This window comes from Roseibium sp. QJM3NY_11, assembly GCF_056173175.1.
Genome location: NZ_CM149660.1, coordinates 1880942 through 1898091 on the forward strand (window position 1 = coordinate 1880942; position 17150 = coordinate 1898091).

At 61.4% G+C, this 17150-nt stretch carries 16 protein-coding genes; 7 read left to right on the forward strand and 9 right to left on the reverse strand.

Translation table 11 applies throughout. The features are described from left to right. Positions 1 to 51 precede the first annotated feature (51 nt). The 4 genes from AC0VX3_RS08575 (at position 52) to AC0VX3_RS08590 (ending at position 2741) form a co-directional block, all read left to right on the forward strand. Positions 52 to 930: an S-methyl-5'-thioadenosine phosphorylase gene (locus AC0VX3_RS08575; protein WP_475524355.1), complete on the forward strand. Its 879-nt coding sequence runs from the start codon at positions 52 to 54 to the stop codon at positions 928 to 930. Between the two features lie 104 nt (positions 931 to 1034). Next, positions 1035 to 1583, forward strand: a complete 549-nt coding sequence (locus AC0VX3_RS08580) for an adenine phosphoribosyltransferase (protein ID WP_342895459.1) — start codon at positions 1035 to 1037, stop codon at positions 1581 to 1583. Positions 1584 to 1616: 33 nt separating this feature from the next. Further along, complete coding sequence (bluB, locus tag AC0VX3_RS08585) at positions 1617 to 2252, forward strand: 5,6-dimethylbenzimidazole synthase (RefSeq protein ID WP_475524356.1); 636 nt, start codon at positions 1617 to 1619, stop codon at positions 2250 to 2252. Between the two features lie 9 nt (positions 2253 to 2261). After that, complete coding sequence (locus tag AC0VX3_RS08590; protein ID WP_475524357.1) at positions 2262 to 2741, forward strand: N-acetyltransferase family protein; 480 nt, start codon at positions 2262 to 2264, stop codon at positions 2739 to 2741. A 150-nt stretch (positions 2742 to 2891) separates the two neighbouring features. Here the strand turns inward: AC0VX3_RS08590 and AC0VX3_RS08595 are convergent, their stop codons facing one another. The 3 genes from AC0VX3_RS08595 to AC0VX3_RS08605 are packed head-to-tail and all read right to left on the reverse strand — an operon-like array spanning position 2892 to position 8561. Continuing rightward, the gene (locus tag AC0VX3_RS08595; RefSeq protein ID WP_475524358.1) at positions 2892 to 7487 is read right to left on the reverse strand and encodes a tandem-95 repeat protein; all 4596 of its coding nucleotides are present in this window, start codon (positions 7485 to 7487) and stop codon (positions 2892 to 2894) included. A 3-nt stretch (positions 7488 to 7490) separates the two neighbouring features. Next, positions 7491 to 8276, reverse strand: a complete 786-nt coding sequence (locus tag AC0VX3_RS08600; RefSeq protein ID WP_475524359.1) for a hypothetical protein — start codon at positions 8274 to 8276, stop codon at positions 7491 to 7493. A gap of 27 nt (positions 8277 to 8303) precedes the next feature. Next, positions 8304 to 8561: a hypothetical protein gene (locus tag AC0VX3_RS08605; RefSeq protein ID WP_475524360.1), complete on the reverse strand. Its 258-nt coding sequence runs from the start codon at positions 8559 to 8561 to the stop codon at positions 8304 to 8306. 184 nt (positions 8562 to 8745) lie between these two features. Between AC0VX3_RS08605 and AC0VX3_RS08610 the strand changes: the two genes are divergently transcribed. After that, positions 8746 to 9708: a methyltransferase gene (locus tag AC0VX3_RS08610; RefSeq protein ID WP_475525157.1), complete on the forward strand. Its 963-nt coding sequence runs from the start codon at positions 8746 to 8748 to the stop codon at positions 9706 to 9708. Between the two features lie 68 nt (positions 9709 to 9776). Here the strand turns inward: AC0VX3_RS08610 and AC0VX3_RS08615 are convergent, their stop codons facing one another. The 6 genes from AC0VX3_RS08615 to AC0VX3_RS08640 form a co-directional block, all read right to left on the reverse strand. After that, on the reverse strand, positions 9777 to 10256 hold the full coding sequence (locus AC0VX3_RS08615) for a MaoC family dehydratase (RefSeq protein ID WP_475524361.1): 480 nt from the start codon (positions 10254 to 10256) through the stop codon (positions 9777 to 9779). Then, the gene (locus AC0VX3_RS08620) at positions 10253 to 10711 is read right to left on the reverse strand and encodes a MaoC family dehydratase (RefSeq protein ID WP_475524362.1); all 459 of its coding nucleotides are present in this window, start codon (positions 10709 to 10711) and stop codon (positions 10253 to 10255) included. Before AC0VX3_RS08620 ends, AC0VX3_RS08615 begins: the two co-directional genes overlap by 4 nt. Before the next feature lie 80 nt (positions 10712 to 10791). Beyond that, entirely contained in the window at positions 10792 to 11154 is a 363-nt protein-coding gene (locus AC0VX3_RS08625; RefSeq protein WP_475524363.1) for a hypothetical protein, read from the reverse strand. Positions 11155 to 11256: 102 nt separating this feature from the next. Next, positions 11257 to 12156: an NAD-dependent epimerase/dehydratase family protein gene (locus AC0VX3_RS08630; RefSeq protein WP_475524364.1), complete on the reverse strand. Its 900-nt coding sequence runs from the start codon at positions 12154 to 12156 to the stop codon at positions 11257 to 11259. 115 nt (positions 12157 to 12271) lie between these two features. Further along, the gene (locus AC0VX3_RS08635) at positions 12272 to 14047 is read right to left on the reverse strand and encodes an SLC13 family permease (protein ID WP_475524365.1); all 1776 of its coding nucleotides are present in this window, start codon (positions 14045 to 14047) and stop codon (positions 12272 to 12274) included. Between the two features lie 413 nt (positions 14048 to 14460). Further along, complete coding sequence (locus tag AC0VX3_RS08640; protein WP_475524366.1) at positions 14461 to 15147, reverse strand: fumarylacetoacetate hydrolase family protein; 687 nt, start codon at positions 15145 to 15147, stop codon at positions 14461 to 14463. A 196-nt stretch (positions 15148 to 15343) separates the two neighbouring features. Between AC0VX3_RS08640 and AC0VX3_RS08645 the strand changes: the two genes are divergently transcribed. Then, complete coding sequence (locus AC0VX3_RS08645; protein WP_475524367.1) at positions 15344 to 16033, forward strand: FadR/GntR family transcriptional regulator; 690 nt, start codon at positions 15344 to 15346, stop codon at positions 16031 to 16033. 94 nt (positions 16034 to 16127) lie between these two features. Continuing rightward, positions 16128 to 17105, forward strand: a complete 978-nt coding sequence (locus AC0VX3_RS08650) for an ABC transporter substrate-binding protein (RefSeq protein ID WP_342895446.1) — start codon at positions 16128 to 16130, stop codon at positions 17103 to 17105. Positions 17106 to 17150 lie beyond the last annotated feature (45 nt).

Genomic DNA, 17150 nt, shown 5'->3' on the forward strand with positions numbered 1-17150 from the left:
GGCGCAGCCCGGGACCGGTGGACGGGATCCAGCAGGGCATTTGGAGCAGACATGGCACAGGCGGTTTTGGGGATCATCGGCGGGTCCGGTATCTACGATCTTCCCGGTCTTGAAAACGCGGAGTGGATCGCCGTCGAGAGCCCCTGGGGCACGCCCTCCGACCAGGTCCGCATCGGTACGATCGACGGTCTCAAGGTTGTGTTCCTGCCCCGGCACGGCCGCGGTCATGTCTATTCGCCGACCACGATCAACTACCGCGCCAATATCGACGTGATGAAGCGCTGTGGTGTCACCGACCTTCTGTCGGTTTCCGCCTGCGGCTCCCTCAAGGAAGAACATGCCCCGGGGTCCTTCGTGCTGGTGGACCAGTTCATCGATCGCACAATTGCCCGCGAGAAAAGTTTCTTCGGCACGGGCTGCGTCGCCCATGTCTCCATGGCGACACCCGTCAGCCCGAAGCTGGTCGATGCGGTCGCGGCGGCGGCCGAAGCCGAGGGGCTCGCCCACGCGAAAGGCGGCACTTATCTGGCGATGGAAGGTCCGCAATTCTCGTCCCTGGCCGAAAGCCGGCTGTACCGGTCCTGGGGATGCGACGTGATCGGCATGACCAACATGCCGGAGGCCAAGCTCGCCCGCGAGGCGGAGATCTGCTACGCGACGGTTGCCATGGTCACCGATTACGACAGCTGGCATCCCGACCACGGCGAGGTCGATATCCAGGCGATCATCAAGGTGCTGCACGAGAATGCGGAAAACGCCCAGCGGCTTGTCGCGCGCGTGGCGCGGGACCTGCCGCGGGATCACCAGTCCTGTCCGGCCGGGTCCGACACGGCGCTTGAATATGCCTTTCTGACCGCACCCGACCATCGTGATCCGGCACTACTTGCCAGGCTCGACGCGGTTGCCGGTCGGGTGCTGAACCGGACCTGAAGCCGCGAACCGAGACCAGGTGGTGCCGTCGGCAGGCGGACAAGACCTGATAAGCCCTTGTGCCGGTGTGCACGCCGGAATGCTGAAAACAGAAAGAAAGCCCGATGAGCGAACAGACGATCCAGGATGAACTTGTCGGCGCGATCCGAACGATCAAGGATTACCCGAAAGAGGGCATTCTGTTCCGGGACATCACGACGCTTCTGGGCAATGCTCGGGCCTTCCGCCGGGCGGTCGATGCCCTGGTTCAGCCCTGGGCAGGCTCCAAGATCGAACAGGTTGCCGGGATCGAGGCGCGCGGCTTCATTCTGGGCGGCGCCGTGGCGCATCAGTTGTCGGCCGGGTTCGTGCCGATCCGCAAGAAGGGCAAGCTGCCGCACGAGACCGTGCGCATCGCCTATTCGCTCGAATACGGCCTCGATGAAATGGAAGTGCACAAGGACGCGATCCGTCCCGGTGACAGGGTGGTGGTGGTCGACGACCTGATTGCGACCGGCGGGACCGCGGAAGCGGCCTGCAAGCTGCTCAGATCCATGGGGGCCAATATCGAGGCGGCCTGTTTCATCGTCGACCTGCCGGACCTGGGCGGACGCAAGAAGCTGGAAGCGCTCAATGTTCCGGTGCGCACGCTCGTGGAATTTTCGGGGCACTGACGCGCCATGGCGGGAGAAGCCGGAGACAGATCTATGCGGCCGGACTTCAGCCACGCCTTTCTGCAGGATTTCGAAACCCTGTTGAAATGGCGGCGAGATGTGCGCCGGTTCCGCAGCGAACCGCTGCCGGAAGGCAAACTCTCGCATTTGCTGGACCTGGCCGACCTGGCGCCGTCCGTCGGCAACAGCCAGCCCTGGCGGATCGTGATCGTCGGCAGCCAGGACAAGCGGGATGCGATCGTGACCGCCTTCGAGGCTTCGAACGAGCTTGCGGCGAAGACCTATGACGACGACAGGGCGCTGCTCTACCGGCAGCTCAAGCTGGCCGGCCTGAAAGAAGCGCCGGTGCATCTGGCGGTCTTTTGCGACGAGGCGCCGGAACAGGGCCACGGCCTCGGCCGCAGGACCATGCCGGAGACGCTGGCCTATTCGACGGTCAGCATGATCCACACGTTCTGGCTGGCCGCCCGGGCGGAGGGGATCGGTGTCGGCTGGGTCTCGATCCTGGATCCGGAGACGGTCGCACACACACTGCAGGTTGACGCCGGCTGGCGGCTCGTGGCTTATCTGTGTGTCGGATACCCGGAAGAGGAACATGTCGATCCGGAACTGGAGCGGGCCCGCTGGCAGGCCCGTACACCGCTGTCATCCCGTATTCTCCACCGATGAGGACTGAGCATGAGTGTAGTCATCCGCCGGATCACCGACAGCGACAAGGAAGCCGTCTTCCGGCTTCTGGCCGACAGATGGGCCGGTCCGGAGATGCTGCTCGACGGCGAGAATATCGATGCCTCGAGCCTGCCCGGTTTTGTTGCCTATGACGGCGACGAGCTGGTCGGCCTTGTGACCCTGATCAAGCGCGACGGCGAGTGGGAGATCCTCACGCTGGATTCCCTCAGCCGCTGGGGCGGGACCGGTACGCTGCTGCTCGATGCGGTTGTCGACGACGCGCGTGCGAACGGCATCAGCCGCCTGATTGTGCGCACCTCCAACGACAATCTCGACGCTTTCCGCTTCTACCAGCGCCGGGGATTCCGGCTGGAGCGGATCGCGCAAGGGGTCATCGACGCGGAGCGCGAGAAAAAACCCGATATCCCGCTGCGCGGCGATTACGGCATCGAGATCCGCGACGAGGTTCTGTTTTCAAGGGCGCTGTGAAGCGCGTCTTTCTTGCGCGCGAACCCTTGAACCTTCATCCGCTCCTGCAGGCAAGAGGCGGGCAGTCCGATGTGACTGCGCGCCGTCTGTCGTTCGAGACGAGCCGGGCCTCCTGCAAGAAGCCAATTCGGCGGCTCGGTGAACCTTCCGTCAGACGAACAGGAAGTCGTCCTGATGTAGGTCGGCGACGGTAATGTTCTCAAGCAGGATCGACGTGTTGGTGTCGATCGTGATCGTGGTGGAAGTGCCGTCGTCGATTGCCGTCGTGAGAACATGCGAAAAGGAGCCAAACAATGCCGTGGAGAATTCGATCATGTCCTCTGAATTCGCACCGGCGGCGAAGTCGGTGATCGTGTCGTGACCCGAGTTCGCCGAGTTGAACACAAAGGTATCGCTCCCGGTTCCCCCGACTAGAAAGTCCGATCCGCTCCCGCCAATAATTCGGTCCGCGCCGGCATCGCCAAACAGTGTGTCCCTCCCGTCCTGGCCGTCGATGATGTCATCTGCAGCCGATCCCCAGACGGTATTGTCGCCGCTGCCCATTTCGACGCGCTCGAAGGCGCCCTGATCGAGTGCGTATTGCCGATCGTCCTGGCCACTGTAGACAAGGGTGTCAGTGCCGGCATCGCCAGAAAACCACGTGTCATCTGCATCCGCAAAAATGATATCGTCGCCATCCCCGCCCTGCAGCACATCTGCGCCGGTTCCGCCGGTGAGAATGTCGTTTCCACCGAAACCCTGAATGAGGTCGTCACCGGCCTCGCCGTCGATGATGTTATCCGCTGCGGAGCCGTAAATGGAGTTGTTCCCGGATCCCGCCTGCATGTGCTCAAATTCGCCGCTGTCGAGCGCGTAGCTGAAAGCGTCCGTACCGGTATATATCAGGGTGTCTTCGCCGCCATCACCGGAGAACCAGACATCATCGGAATCCCCATATACGATGTCGTCTCCGTCCCCGCCCATGAGCGAGTCGGCGCCGGCGCCACCAATCAGAGTGTCGTTGCCGCCGTAGCCGTGCAGTGTGTCGTCGCCGCTGCCGCCATCGATCGTGTTGGCGTCTGCGGTGCCCCAGACGGTATTGTTACCCGAGCCGGCAGTCATGTGTTCGAAACTGCCCTGGGCCAGGGAATACTGCCGGTCGTCGGCTCCTTCGTAGACCAGGGTGTCGGTTCCACTGCCGCCGCCAAACCAAAGATCTGCCGCGTCGGCATGGATCGTGTCGTCGCCGTCGCCGCCATTCAGTTCATCAGCTCCGGCGCCCCCGGTCAGGATATCGTTGCCATCCAACCCGTTAATGACGTCGTCGCCGGCAAGCCCGTCTATGACGTCGTCACCCGCGGTTCCGTTCAGGACATCGTCTGACGGGGTCGCACCGGGCTCGGTGAGATTGATCGCGACCGATGCGGTCGCAGAGGAGGTGCCATCACTCACCGTGTATTCGAAAGTTACGATGCCTATGAAGGTTCCGGAAGGGGTGAAGACAATATCTCCGTTCTGATTGAGAGCCACGCTGCCGTCGCTGGGGCTAGCCACCGAGACGACAGTCAGCCTATCCCCGTCCACATCCAGGTCGTTTGCCAGCAGCGTGGCTGCGGGAATGGTCAGAGCGGCGGTGCGGACGGTGGTGAGCCCCGTATCGTCCGCCGGCGCAGGAGCGTCGTTCACGGGGGCAACGGCCAGGTCGAAGATGTCTTCGGCGACTGCGGTGCCGTCGGAGGCAGTCACCTTCAGGGACAAGGTTCCGTTGAAGTCGAGCGGCGGCGTTCCGGAGAATGTGCGGGTGTCGGCGTCGAAGGCCAGCCAACCGGGCAGGGCGGATCCGTCCGCCAGACTTGCACCATAGGCGAGGGCGTCACCGTCGGCATCCGAGAAAGTCGATGCGGGAACGGCGAAGGTCCACGGGGCATCTTCGGCAGCGTTCTGGTCGGTAAGGGGAATGGCCACCTCGGGAGGCGTGTTTTGAGGTGTGTTCGCCTCTGCAGCGGTTTCGATCTCGCTGCGGTCCCAGAAGTCCCGGCCGCCGGCGCCGGTGAAGCTGATATATTCGATGCCGGTGCCGTCGATTAGAAACTGGTTTTCGACCAGAATGGTTTCACCGGTCGAGGTGATTGTAATCAGGAGGTCGGCTTCGTCCGGTCCGATCTTTTGAACGCTGATGTCGTTCGTGGCGAGCCCGTGGAGAATGAGTCCGTCCTCGTCCGAATTCGGTCCTTCTTCGCGGATCGTGTCGTTTCCGGCACCTACCGTATAGTGATAGGTGTCATGGCCGCTGCCACCGATCAGGAGATCGTTCCCGGCTTGTGGCATGGGCGCTCCGGGCTCAACGTCTCCGCCGAGTTCGTCGTTTCCGGCGCCCCCGGCAACGACATCGTCTCCCGCGCCGCCGAAGACATGATCGTCGCCGTCTCCTCCGGACAGGTCATCCGATCCGGACCCGCCGTCGAGGCGGTCGTCACCATCGCCACCGTCGGCGATATCATCTCCCTCGTCGCCGGAAAGGAGATCGTCACCTTCGGCACCGAAGAGAGTGTCATTGTCCGTGCCTCCGGAAATCCGGTCGTTGCCGTCGCTTCCCTGAACGGTGTCGTTGCCCCCGTTTCCGTCATAGTCCTGGCCTTGGCCGGATCCGTCGGACGACAGGCTTTCATTATCGGACTGGTCGCTTCCCTGAATGGGGAGCGGCAGGTAGATGCCGAAGTCGCCATTGCTGAAATTCTCGATCACAAACCGGGCATGGAAGCCAACTCGCGCGCCTTCGTCGGTTGAAAAGGCAGCGTAGAATTTCTCGCCAAAATTCTGGTAGGTATTGAAGCCATAGAGACTGCCGTTCTCGTAGTAGACGAAGCCGGAGGCGTTCCCGGCCAGCTCGTTCGGCGAGTCAAGAAGGAATATGCCCATGTGCCCCTGGGACCGCTGGTAGGTCGCGTCGGAAAACTGCAGGAAGACGTCTCGGTGGCTGGCGCCTGCTTGCGGGTCCCAGTAGGAATCGGAACTGCCGACGACAATCTCGCCGATGCCATCGGCGTCTGATATGACGTCGATGTCAGTGTATTGGCTGGTGTCGATCGCCTTGTGGAAATACTGGCTGCCAAGGTAGTTCTCATAGACGATCACGTCGAAAAAACTGGACCAGTTTCCATCGTAGCTGTCATATGGGTCGCTCACCTCGCGAACGGCGTCGCGCCACTCCTGCCTGTCGCGCAGGAAATAGAAATCATTGCCAAGCCCTCCTTCAAGCCGATCCTGTACCTGATCGTCGAAGAAGCTGTTTTCCTCTTCCGTGAAGTAGGTGTCGATATTGTCGATGGAGCCGATGCCGGACCCGTCGAGGAAGTCGTCGCCATCATTGCCCCGGATAACGTCCTGCGCCCCGGACCCGAAGATCGTGTCGCTGGAGGCAGTGCCTGTAAGTTCTTCGACATCCTTGAGGATGATGGTGTTGGCAGGCATGTCGTCCTGTGCGCCGATCCCGTCCAGGCTGAAAGTCAGTCCGGATGTTCCGGCGGAATAGTCAGCCTTGTCGTAGCCACCTTTCCCGTCGACGAACGACACGGTCCCGTCGCTGCGAATGACGTCGTCATGGCCAGATCCCAGAATCCCTTCGAAGTTTGTGACCGTGAACGTGGTTCCTCCAGAAGACACAGTGCCGATATCGTCAAAAATTACGGCTTGCCCGACACCCTCGAACGACAATTGGTCGTCATCGCCAGCGCCGCCGTCCAGGCTCTCGAGATGAGAGACGACGTGGTTGATCAGGAAGCGGTCGTTGCCATTCGAGCCAATTATCCGTTCGATATTGAACAGATCGGACCGCGCGGTGTCGCCCAGGGGATCCGCCGAGCCAGTCACATCAGTCGTCAGGCCCGGATCGTCGAAGATGGTGACGTTCAACTGATCGGTGTCGTATGCGGAAAAGTCGATCGTGTCGCTGCCTTTGCCGCCATCGACGATGTCCAGGCCGCCGGAAGCGACGATCGTGTCATCGCCATTTCCAGCGTGGATGTAGTCGTCGTCGCCGGTTCCCGACAGGGAGGCGCTGTTGTCCAGGATGTCTAGCACGATGCGTGATAGCAGGGCGGCGTCGGCTAGCGGCAGGGTGAACCCGTAGGCTTCGGCCAGGAAGGCATTCGTGGCCGTAGCGCCTTGGGCCGGCGTGGAAACATGCGGCAGAGATCCCGACGCGAGTTGATCCCAGGCATTCAGCATGAAATTCGTGAACGTTCCGCCGACCTCCATAGCCGCCTTGATCATGGCCAACGCGTCGTAGGTGTCTCCCGGATCGCTCAGGATATTCTCAGTGAGTGCCTGAGACCGTCCCAGTCCCAGAAAGAGCGGGTTGCCAGCCCATCCGGCCTTGTCGCCGCCAAAAAGTTCGCTTGCGATCGTATCGGAATCGTCGTTCTCGATCTTTGCAAGCGAGGGAACCACCTGGCTGTCAAGAAAGTCGCCGATCACGCTGATGGCGAGATTGTCTGATGCACTGTCGAGTGCTGCATCGCTCAGGGTTTCACCGTATCTGTACTGGTATTGGAACTTGGAATACCCGCGAATGAAATCGGCATAAGTGCCTGTGTTTTCGTTGACATCCGCCGCGCCGCGCAGCCAGAGGACGGTTTCGGCGGGTCCAAGGTCGTGGGCTTCGACAAAGTCTGCAAGCAGCCGATAGGCCGAGGGAAAGTCGGCGGCCGCGAAGGCCGTACCGATCTCACCGATCTCAATGAGCTGATCCGGAGTATAGTCGGTCATATGTCAGTCCTCATTGCGAGCGTCGATTTCGAAAGAGCGCATCAGTCCTGTGGCCTCAGCCAGCATGTCCGGCCATTCCTGAGGCGGAATACTGAGCTGGAGATCGTCCTCCAGCGATGCCTTCGGGTGGTAGTTGGTGGCTTTCATGCGGACAGTGCTGCCACGCTGGAACGTGCCGTGGATCGCGTAGCCGATCGTCCCGGAGGGCGAGTCGAACCGATACGCGCTGACCGCTCCGCCTTCGTGGGTCCAGTCGCGGGAATAGAGGGCCGTTCGTTCGCCCGGCGGGATTTCATAGCGCCAAAACATGCCGTCGAACGCCGTCCCCAGGCGCCTGGAAAGCGGCTTCGCTGTTGGCGGATCGTTTGAAGGCGGTCGATCGATGTCGGGCTGGACAAAGCCAAGATAGGTGAGCTCCGGCAGATACTTGAACTCGTCGTGGCTCACCCAGAAGTCCGGTGTCACATGCGTGATCGTCTGGGGGTCGAACGAGATACTATGGTATTCTTCCGGTGCCGCGCCGGGCGACTGGCAGTAGACTTTCATTCCCCTGCCAATGTCGTCGCCAGTGTTGTCCCGGTCGCCGAACCGGACCGGGAAAGGGACATCGCGCCGCTTCGAAATCGACGGTTGCCACTCCACCGGAATGTGATATTCGCGCCCATCGAAGAGGACGCGGATGATATTGGTCGGTTCACAACGATTGAGCGGCGAGTCGTCGCTGTGCACCAGCCACAGGGAGGCGATGCCGATGCCCGCAAGTCCGGCCAGAATTGCGGTCTTACGCATGCCGGCGTTCACTTTCACGAAGGTGCATCAGAGGTTTTCCACAGGTCCATGGCTGTCTGGCAGGTTCACATGCGGACCGATGCGGGCGATGTGTTGTTCTGCGGGCGACGGAACGGAGAGCGTTGGGGGCGATGTCGTCACGGCACCATTGGCAACCGTGCCGATTACGGGACAGGTATGCCCGTGAAGGCATTCGGGCGGCGGGGTGGACTTGAACAGTAGGGGCGCTTCTTTTGATTGTAAAGATTGAAAATACACTTTTTCAGGATGACCGCCGCGCGCCATGAACAGCGCTCCGGGAATTTGCATTGCGCTGCACAATAGTTATAATTCGGCCACTCCAAGTTCCATTCCCGATCCGGGAAAAATCTCTTTATCTCTAGTTCAGAATTCCTGAGGAGGATCATTCATGGTCGCTGCCAGATCACTTGAAACAGCCGAAGAAATTTCGGATATTGCTTTCGGTTTCATGGGGTCGAAGGCGCTTTTTTCTGCGCTCCATGTTGGTTTGTTTTCAATTCTTTCCGAAAAAGTCTTGTCACCGGAAGACGTCGCCGAGAAATCGGAACTCGATCTTGACCGGGCGACCACGCTTCTGACCGCCCTGACCAGTCTCGGACTGGTGCGGAAAGACGGTGCCGGCTTCACCAATTCGCCGGCGGCGGAAGCGTTTCTGGTGAAAGGCCGCAAGTATGATTTTGGCGACTATCTGCGGTTCCAGATCGACAAGCAGATGTACCCCTTCCTGACTCAGCTCAACGAGGCGCTGACCGACACTCTCGACAAGGAGCAGGTTGCCTCCTACGAGGACTGGTTCAGTGACCCGGAGGAGGCGCGGCTGTATTCACGCTCCCAGCATGCCGGATCGCTCGGCCCGGGACGAGGCCTCGCGAAACTGATCGACCTGTCCGCTGCGAAAACGCTGCTCGATGTCGGCGGCGGCACCGGGGCGTTTTCCATCTCGCTGTGCAAGGCCTACCCGGCCCTGCGCTCGACCATTCTTGATTTTCCGAATGTCGCCAGAGTGGGCGAGGAGTTCATTGCCGAGGAAGGGCTTTCGGAGCGAATCGCCTACCAGCCGGGCAATGCGCTGAAGGACCCGTGGCCGGCGCGCGCGGACGCGGTTCTGATGTCCTACCTGTTTTCCGGGGTGCCGGGCGTATCGATCCCGGGGCTTGTTCGCAACGCGTTCACGGTGCTCGCCCGCGGCGGCGATTTCATGGTGCATGACTTCATGGTCGATGAAAGCCGGGACGGGCCGAAACTGGCCGCGCTGTGGCAGTTGCAGCACACGGCGTTCAACCCGGAGGCAAGGTCGATCACAAGTTCCTATGTGGCCGGACTGATGGAAGCGGCCGGGTTCATCGATATCTCCACCGAACCGATGATTCCGGGCATGACCATGCTGGTCCATGGCCGCAAACCTGCGTGAAGGCAGCAAGGGCCGATAGGCTGGAATGGGACGGCAGGGGCTAAACTCTCACGTGCCGGTCAGGCGTTTCAGCTTTTTCGCCGCTCGATGAACACCGTGCCCTTGAATGAAAAGGCCAGCCTGCCGTCCTGGTTGACCGCCGAAAGGTCGAAGTGAACCAGACCCCACTCCGGACGGCTGCGGCTCTCCGTCTTGCCGGTGACGACATGGTGGTAGCGCAGTGTGTCTCCGGCGTAGACGGGCTTGATCCATTTCAGATCCTCAAAGCCCGGTGAAGGGCCGATCCGGGCCGGTGTGCGGCCCGCCGCCCTTTCGGCGTCGTCCAGGGTGTTGCAGGCAGCCACCCAGAGTTTCATGAACACCGCTGCCGTGTGCCAGCCGGAGGCGCACAGCCGCCCGAAATGGGTTCTGGCGGCCCCTTCCTCGCTCAGGTGAAACGCCTGCGGATCGTATTTCTCCGCAAATCGGATGATGTCCTCGCGGGTGAAGGTGTACGCCCCGAGGTCGAGCGTATCGCCAAGCTCAATGTCGTCGAAGAAGGCGGTCATGCGAATGTCTCCCGTCTGGAGAACAGGATCGCGTTTTCCCAAGTGAGCACTTCGGTTGCCGACTGGTTCAGCGCGGTCACCCGCATGGTCACGATGCCGAGATCCGGTTTGGTGCGCAGGTCCTTTCTGTTCAGGACTTCGGCCTTCGCGGTCAAGGTGTCTCCCGGAAAGACCGGGTGTTTCCATTGCAATTTTCTGATCCCGGGCGATCCCATGCAGGTTGCCCTTGTCAGAAGGCCGTCCGCCAGAAGCCGCATGACCAAAGCGGCGCTATGCCAGCCGGACGCGGCCAGGCCGCCCAGCAGCGAAGCCTTGCCGGCGTCTTCATCAAGGTGAAAGGGCTGAGGGTCGAACTCGGAGGCGAACTCGACGATATCCTCCCTGGTGACAGTGAGCGCGCCGAGGTCGAATTCCTGGCCCGGTGTGAAATCTTCGAAATGGAGGAGGTCGGACATGGCTTCCGGAAGTTGTCGGGGCGGGGCGGGGCGGGAACGGGGAGGTCCCGCGATGGTGACGAATGGAGACGGGCGGAAAATCAGTCGTAATATATTTCGTTGTCGTCCATGTAGACATTGCTCGCTGCGCAGATGTCGATGCTGATCGGTTCGTCCAGCACTTCGGTGTCGTTCTCACCCAGCCAGCCGAGCTGGAAGATCTGGTCGCAATTGCCGGTGTCGGCGATGAAATTCGCCGTGGCGGCTTCGCCCGGTGCGAGTGCGTCGGAGAGCCAGTTGTCGCTCCAGCCGCTGCCGTCATCGGTGTAGAAGCCGACCAGGATGTTGTTGTCGGTGTTGTTGTGGATCTGAAAATAGCCTTCAGACCCCGTTCCCTGGGACAATGCGGGAAGGGACCCGGTAGCGAGGGCCGCTCCGAAAAAGAGTAGCTTGATGAAGTTCATGATCTTTCCCCCCGATGGCCCACCGCCATCGCGGCCCAGTCTCAGCCGGAAGCGAAGCAAATTCAAGTGCGGCAACCATCTGTTCTGTTCCCCGTGCCGGTCTCAGCTCGTCACGTGCTTGCGCCAGTCGTGCTCTTCTTTGAAACCCAGAACTTCGCGGATCTTGCGATTGGAAAACAGCGCCTCGTGCTCGCCCAGGTCCCGGCTGAGCGGAACGTCCGGGAAAAACCGCTTGAGGATCTCCGAATTCGGAATGTCGACCGAATTCGTATCATTGCCGGCGTTGAACACCTGATAGCCGAGACCGTCCTTCTCCAGGCACAGGTCGACGATCTGGCCGAGGTCGCGGGCATCGATGTAGCAGAAGATGTTTCTGCGGCGCTGTGCCGGATCGCGGAAAAAATCGGGAAACCGGTGATACTCGTCCGGTTCGATGACATTGCCGATCCTGAGCGCATAGATATCGAAGCCCGACCGGCGCTGAAAGGCCCGGGCGGTCTGTTCGTTGACGACCTTCGACAGGCCGTAGCTGTCCATCGGATCGACGTCATAGTCCTCCTCGACGGGCAGCACCTTCGGATCGACCACGCCATCGGCGAAGCAGACGCCGTAGGTTGTCTCCGACGACGCTATGATGATCTTGCGGATACCCAGCTTCACCGCCGCCTCGATGACGTTGTAGGTGCCGACGGTATTGACCTCGAAGGTCTTGTTGTCCGGGTGGATCAGGATGCGCGGAACGGCGGCAAAGTGAACCACCGCGTCAAAGGCGGGCACGCCGTTGCCGGGCTCCAGCTCGTCGAAATTGGCGTAGCTTGTCATGACATTGAACATCTCGCCGGAGGACGTGATGTCCGCGGTCAGGTTGTCGACGCCGGGATGGTCCAGAGGCTTGAGATCCACATTGACGACCCGGTGGCCACGGTCCAGCAGGTAGGGGATGACGTGTTTGCCGGCCTTGCCGGTGCCGCCCGTGAACAGGATCCGTTTGCGCGCGCCCATCTGCTTCTCCCCACCGGTGCTGATTGATTTGTGGCCATCATGCTGAAAACGCGCCGGGATGCCAGCGGCTGATTTTATCCGTGCGGAGAAATCACCTTTTCAACGGGAACGGGATCTAAAGCGGCCAGAAGATCAGAATGGCCGGAATGGCAACGGCGAGCACCAGGATTTCGAGGGGCAGGCCCATGCGCCAGTAGTCGCCGAACCGGTAGCCGCCCGGGCCCATGATGATGGTGTTGTTCTTGTGTCCGATCGGGGTCAGGAACGCGCAGGAGGCCGCCACGGCGACGCCCATCAGGAAAGGGTCCGGATTGGCTTCGAGCGTGTTGGCGATCTGAACGGAGATCGGCGCGGCGATCAGGCAGGTGGCCACATTGTTCAGGAAATCCGACAGGGTCATGGTGACGATCATGAGGACGGTCAGCGTCACCCAGGCAGGCGCGCCCGCTGTGAGCGTGAGAATGCCATCGGCGATCAGCTGCGCGTTGCCTGCCTGCTCGAAGGCCTGCCCGAGCGGGATCAGGGAACCGAGCAGGACGATCACCTTCCATTCCACCGACTGGTAGACCTCGGCGCCGGTGACGAGACCGCTGGCGGCATAGAAAATCACGCAGGCAGCAAGGGCCACGGGCAGATAGGCAATGCCTGCGACCGCCGCCGTGATGGCCAGGGCGAAGCCGGCGATGGCGAGCCAGGCCTTGTTGCGCTGGATCATGCCGGTCTGGCGGCCCTCCAGCGGCAGCACACCGAGCCATTGGCTGGCATTTTCCAGCCGTTCGGGCGCACCGAGAAGCAGCAGTACGTCGCCCGGACGGATCGCTTCGTGACGGACCCGTTTCTGGATGCGCCGGCCCTGCCTGGAAATGCCGAGCAGGGTCACGCTGTGGCGGTTGAGCAGGCGGAGGTCGAAAGTCGACCGTCCGACGATCCGGGCATGATCGGGAACGATCGCCTCGACCAGGGACAGGGCACTGCCGTTGAGCCCGCCCTTGTGCCGTTCGGATCCGGCGAACTCCAGCTTCGCGGCGCCCATGAAGGCCTCGATTGCCTTCGGGTCGCCCTCGACGAACAGAAAGTCGCCGCTCTTGATCGGCTCGCGGCGGGCGAAGCCCCGCATGCGGCGGCCGTTGCGGATGAGACCGATGATTGCGACATCCTTGTCGTCGGCGACCGGGTAGAGGTCGCCCACCGTCAGGGCCTTGTCCTCCGCTAGCTGGCCAACCTTCAACTCGGCGGAATAAAGGCTTTCGGCGAAACCTTCCTCCTTGGGCTTGTCGCGGAAATGCCGGGGCAGCAGACGCCAGCCGATCAGCGCGACAAAGGCGATGCCGCTGATGGCGACCGCGAGGCCGACCGGCGCGAAATCGAACATGGAGAAGGGCGCACCAAGCGCGTCGGAACGGTACTGGGCGATCACGATGTTCGGCGGCGTGCCGATCAGGGTGATCATGCCGCCAAGAATGGTCGCAAAGGACAGCGGCATCAGCGACAGACCCGCCGCGCGGCCAGCCTTGCGTGCCGATTCCAGATCGAGCGGCATGAGCAGCGCAAGCGCGGCGACATTGTTGATGATGCCGGAAAGACCGGCCCCGACGACGGCCATCAGGCCGATATGCTGCGCCAGACCCCGCGATGCCGACAGAAGACGCGCGGCAACAAGTTCCACCGCGCCGGAATTCATCAGCCCTTTGGAGACGATCAGGACCAGGGCGATGATGATGACGGCGGGATGGCCAAATCCGCTGAAAACCTCGCCGGAGGGAACCAGTCCGAGAAGGGCGCCGAGAATCAGGGCCGCAAAGGCGACCAGATCGAAGCGGATGCGGCCCCAGACGAGCAGGGCAAAAACGACGCCGAACAGCAGAAACAGGGCGGTTTGGTCAAATGTCACGGACGGCGGGCTCCGGCACGGGAAATGTCTTGAGGGTCAGATGATCATGACACTGATCCGATCACAAGGCCCATCGTGCGCCGGTTCGAGCGCTGTGTGAAGCGGCCGGGCCGGGATCATGCCGGCCAGTTGCGGAAGGTGCGCGCGCGGCCGGGATTGTTTGCCGAGCAGGGTGTCATGATGAGGCTTGTCCCGCGGGCCGCTGTTTCCGGAGGCCCGTGGCAGGCGATCGCGCCGGGAGCAAATGCGGCCAAGGGGCCACGGGAGCCTTGTGAAGATCGCAGCGCTTTACCTGGGCCTTTCCCAAGGCAGGGGCGGTCGGCGGATCTTGGGACGTGCGGCGCTGTGTCAGCGCGAACAGACCCCGCCGGCCGATGGCCTGCGGGGTCCGGAATTTCGGGAAAGCGCCGGGATCAGACCACGGTGACTTCCAGCGACGGCAGGCCGTCCACCGTCACGACGAGCTTGTCGCCGCGTTCGACCGGGCCGACACCGGAAGGGGTTCCGGTGAGGATCACGTCGCCGGCGGCCAGTTCGAAATAGTCGGACAGGTAGGAGATCATTTCCGGGACCTTCCAGATCATCTGGTTGAGGTCGCCTTCCTGACGCAGGTCGCCATTGACCGTGAGCCGGATGGCCCCCTTGTCCGGGTGGCCGCTTTCCGAAACGGGCACCAGCGGGGTGATCGGCGCGGACTGCTCGAACGCCTTGCCGATTTCCCAGGGGCGGCCCATCTTCTTGGCCGCGCCCTGAAGGTCGCGGCGCGTCATGTCGAGGGAAACGGCATAGCCGTAGACATGGTCGAGCGCGGCTTCGACGGGAATGTTGTGGCCGCCGGATTTCAGCGCAACCGCCAGTTCCGCCTCGTGATGGACATCTTCCGATTTCGGCGGGTAGGGAAACTCGCTTCCGACGACAAGGTTGTTGGGGTTCTTCTGGAAGAAAAAGGGCGGCTCCTTGTCGGGATCGTGACCCATCTCGACAGCATGGGCCGCGTAGTTGCGGCCAATGCAATAAACCCGGCGGACCGGAAACCGGCTGTCCGTCCCCTTCACCGGCAAGGTTGCCAGCTCGGGCGGGGCGATCACGAATTCAGACATCAAGCACCTCTGCGTGTTTCGTTTTTCCTGAAGGGAAGACCCTACTCGAAAATCGATCAATCACAACCAATATTTTTTTCGTCGATTTTATCTTGCAAATTCGGATTGATTCGACATTAATCGGTATATTGATCCGAAATTGATCGGTCAATTGGTTCGATTGATCGTGTGTCCCTGAAATTGGAGTTGCCCTTTCGTGTTAATCCGGCCGGAACCGTCAGACCGCAGCGAAGCGGTTCGTCTTCTGAAGGAATTCATCGAGACGCAAGGGCTTGCGCCGGGAGACAGGTTGCCGGCGGAACGCGATCTGATCGGCCAGCTCGGCATGAGCCGCAGCAGCCTGCGCAAGGCGCTGGAGTTGCTGGAACGTCAGGGCATGATCTGGCGCCATGTCGGCAAGGGCACCTTCGTTGCCGGACCGGACGACATTGCGGACCCCGGACTGCTGACCGATATCGGCCATCAGATCACGCCGGTGAAGATGATGCGTGCCCGGCAATGCATCGAGGCGGTGATCGCCCGGGAGGCGGCGATCAATGCCTCGCGTCAGGCGGCGATCACGATCCGGCAGATCAAGGACAGGGCGCAGGCCGCGACCAACTGGGAAGATTACGAGACCCAGGACGACCTGTTTCACCAGGCGATCGCCGAAGCGACCGACAACATCCTGCTGCGCGCCCTGTTCGACCAGCTCAACGGTGTCCGGCGCGCCGTCGCCGTCAGCACGGTTATCCGCGAAACCACCCGGCCACCGGAAAGCCATACCAGTTTCGCGGAACATGACCGGATCTGCGCGGCCATAGAGGCCCGCGATCCCAAGGCAGCCCATGACGCCATGTGGCTGCACATCAGTTCGGTATCGGCACGCCTCTTTGGAGAGGTGTGACGCACCCCATCTTTTCAGGCGTCCAACGAGCCAAAGAAGCCGGGACGGGTACTGAAGCAACGGACCGAAAGGTTCATCACTCGGGAGGAAAACCATGAAAACACTATTGCGCAAACTGGGAGCAGCCGCGGCATCGATACCGCTCGCGATTGCCCTGATAGCCACCCCAGCGGCAGCCGCAGGCAAGATCAAGATCGCCCTGGCGGAAACGCCCTCCGACGAACTCGCGGCCTTCTTTGTCGCCCTCGACAGGGCCAAGGCCAATGGTCTCGACTATGAATGGACAGCCTTCTCCGACGAGGAACTGGCCATTCAGGCGGTCCTGAGCGGCCAGATGGACATCGGCTTCGGCACGCCCTACGCGGCCATGCAGCGCTCCAAGGCGCCTATCCGGATCGTGTTTCAGCTTTCCAAGTTGAAGTTCTTCCCGGTCACGTCCAAGAAATACAGCACGCTGGAAGACCTGAACGGCGAGCCGATCATGCTGCATTCGCGCGGCGGCGGCACGGATTCCATCGCCAACGTGATCGAGGACAAGGTCGGCATCGAGTTCGGGGACCGGTCCTACGTGCCGGGCTCCTCCAACCGGGTGGCCGCACTGATGGCGGGCCAGACGGAGGCCACGATCGTCGACCTGTCCAACAAGAACAAGGTGATGAAGATCGCCGGCGACAGGTTCAACGTCCTGCCGATGTTCGAGGTCGATGCCAGCGACGAGGCCCTGTTCGCCAATCTGGACTGGATCAAGAACAACGAGGAAGATGTCGGCATCTTCGTCAATGCGCTGCTCAGCGTGTGGCGGGACATGGCCGAAGACCCGACGATCATTTCCAAGGAAACCGACCCCAATGGGCCGATCGGGCAACTTCCGCCGGAAATCCTGGGCAATCTCGACACATTCTATGCCGATGCGGTTGCCGGAGGTCTCTACGACCCGAACGGCGGCGGCCAGATTGCGGCCAAGGCAGACCTGGAGTGGTACTCCAATGCCGGTCAGCTTGAGGGAGACCTGTCGACGCTGAATGTCGAGGACTTCTGGTATCTCAAGCCACTGGAATCCGCCACGCAATAAGTCACTCCAGCGGCCGCCCGCCAATGCCGGCGGCCGCCCATCATT

Coding starts and splice junctions, on each gene's coding strand:
- AC0VX3_RS08595 (WP_475524358.1), bottom strand. CDS start 7,487: ATGACCGACTATACTCCGGATCAGCTCATTGAGATCGGTGAGATCGGT.
- AC0VX3_RS08630 (WP_475524364.1), bottom strand. CDS start 12,156: ATGGGCGCGCGCAAACGGATCCTGTTCACGGGCGGCACCGGCAAGGCC.
- AC0VX3_RS08575 (WP_475524355.1), top strand. CDS start 52: ATGGCACAGGCGGTTTTGGGGATCATCGGCGGGTCCGGTATCTACGAT.
- AC0VX3_RS08640 (WP_475524366.1), bottom strand. CDS start 15,147: ATGTCTGAATTCGTGATCGCCCCGCCCGAGCTGGCAACCTTGCCGGTG.
- AC0VX3_RS08625 (WP_475524363.1), bottom strand. CDS start 11,154: ATGAACTTCATCAAGCTACTCTTTTTCGGAGCGGCCCTCGCTACCGGG.
- AC0VX3_RS08615 (WP_475524361.1), bottom strand. CDS start 10,256: ATGACCGCCTTCTTCGACGACATTGAGCTTGGCGATACGCTCGACCTC.
- bluB (WP_475524356.1), top strand. CDS start 1,617: ATGCGGCCGGACTTCAGCCACGCCTTTCTGCAGGATTTCGAAACCCTG.
- AC0VX3_RS08600 (WP_475524359.1), bottom strand. CDS start 8,276: ATGCGTAAGACCGCAATTCTGGCCGGACTTGCGGGCATCGGCATCGCC.
- AC0VX3_RS08620 (WP_475524362.1), bottom strand. CDS start 10,711: ATGTCCGACCTCCTCCATTTCGAAGATTTCACACCGGGCCAGGAATTC.
- AC0VX3_RS08610 (WP_475525157.1), top strand. CDS start 8,746: ATGGGGTCGAAGGCGCTTTTTTCTGCGCTCCATGTTGGTTTGTTTTCA.
- AC0VX3_RS08590 (WP_475524357.1), top strand. CDS start 2,262: ATGAGTGTAGTCATCCGCCGGATCACCGACAGCGACAAGGAAGCCGTC.
- AC0VX3_RS08650 (WP_342895446.1), top strand. CDS start 16,128: ATGAAAACACTATTGCGCAAACTGGGAGCAGCCGCGGCATCGATACCG.
- AC0VX3_RS08580 (WP_342895459.1), top strand. CDS start 1,035: ATGAGCGAACAGACGATCCAGGATGAACTTGTCGGCGCGATCCGAACG.
- AC0VX3_RS08605 (WP_475524360.1), bottom strand. CDS start 8,561: ATGGCGCGCGGCGGTCATCCTGAAAAAGTGTATTTTCAATCTTTACAA.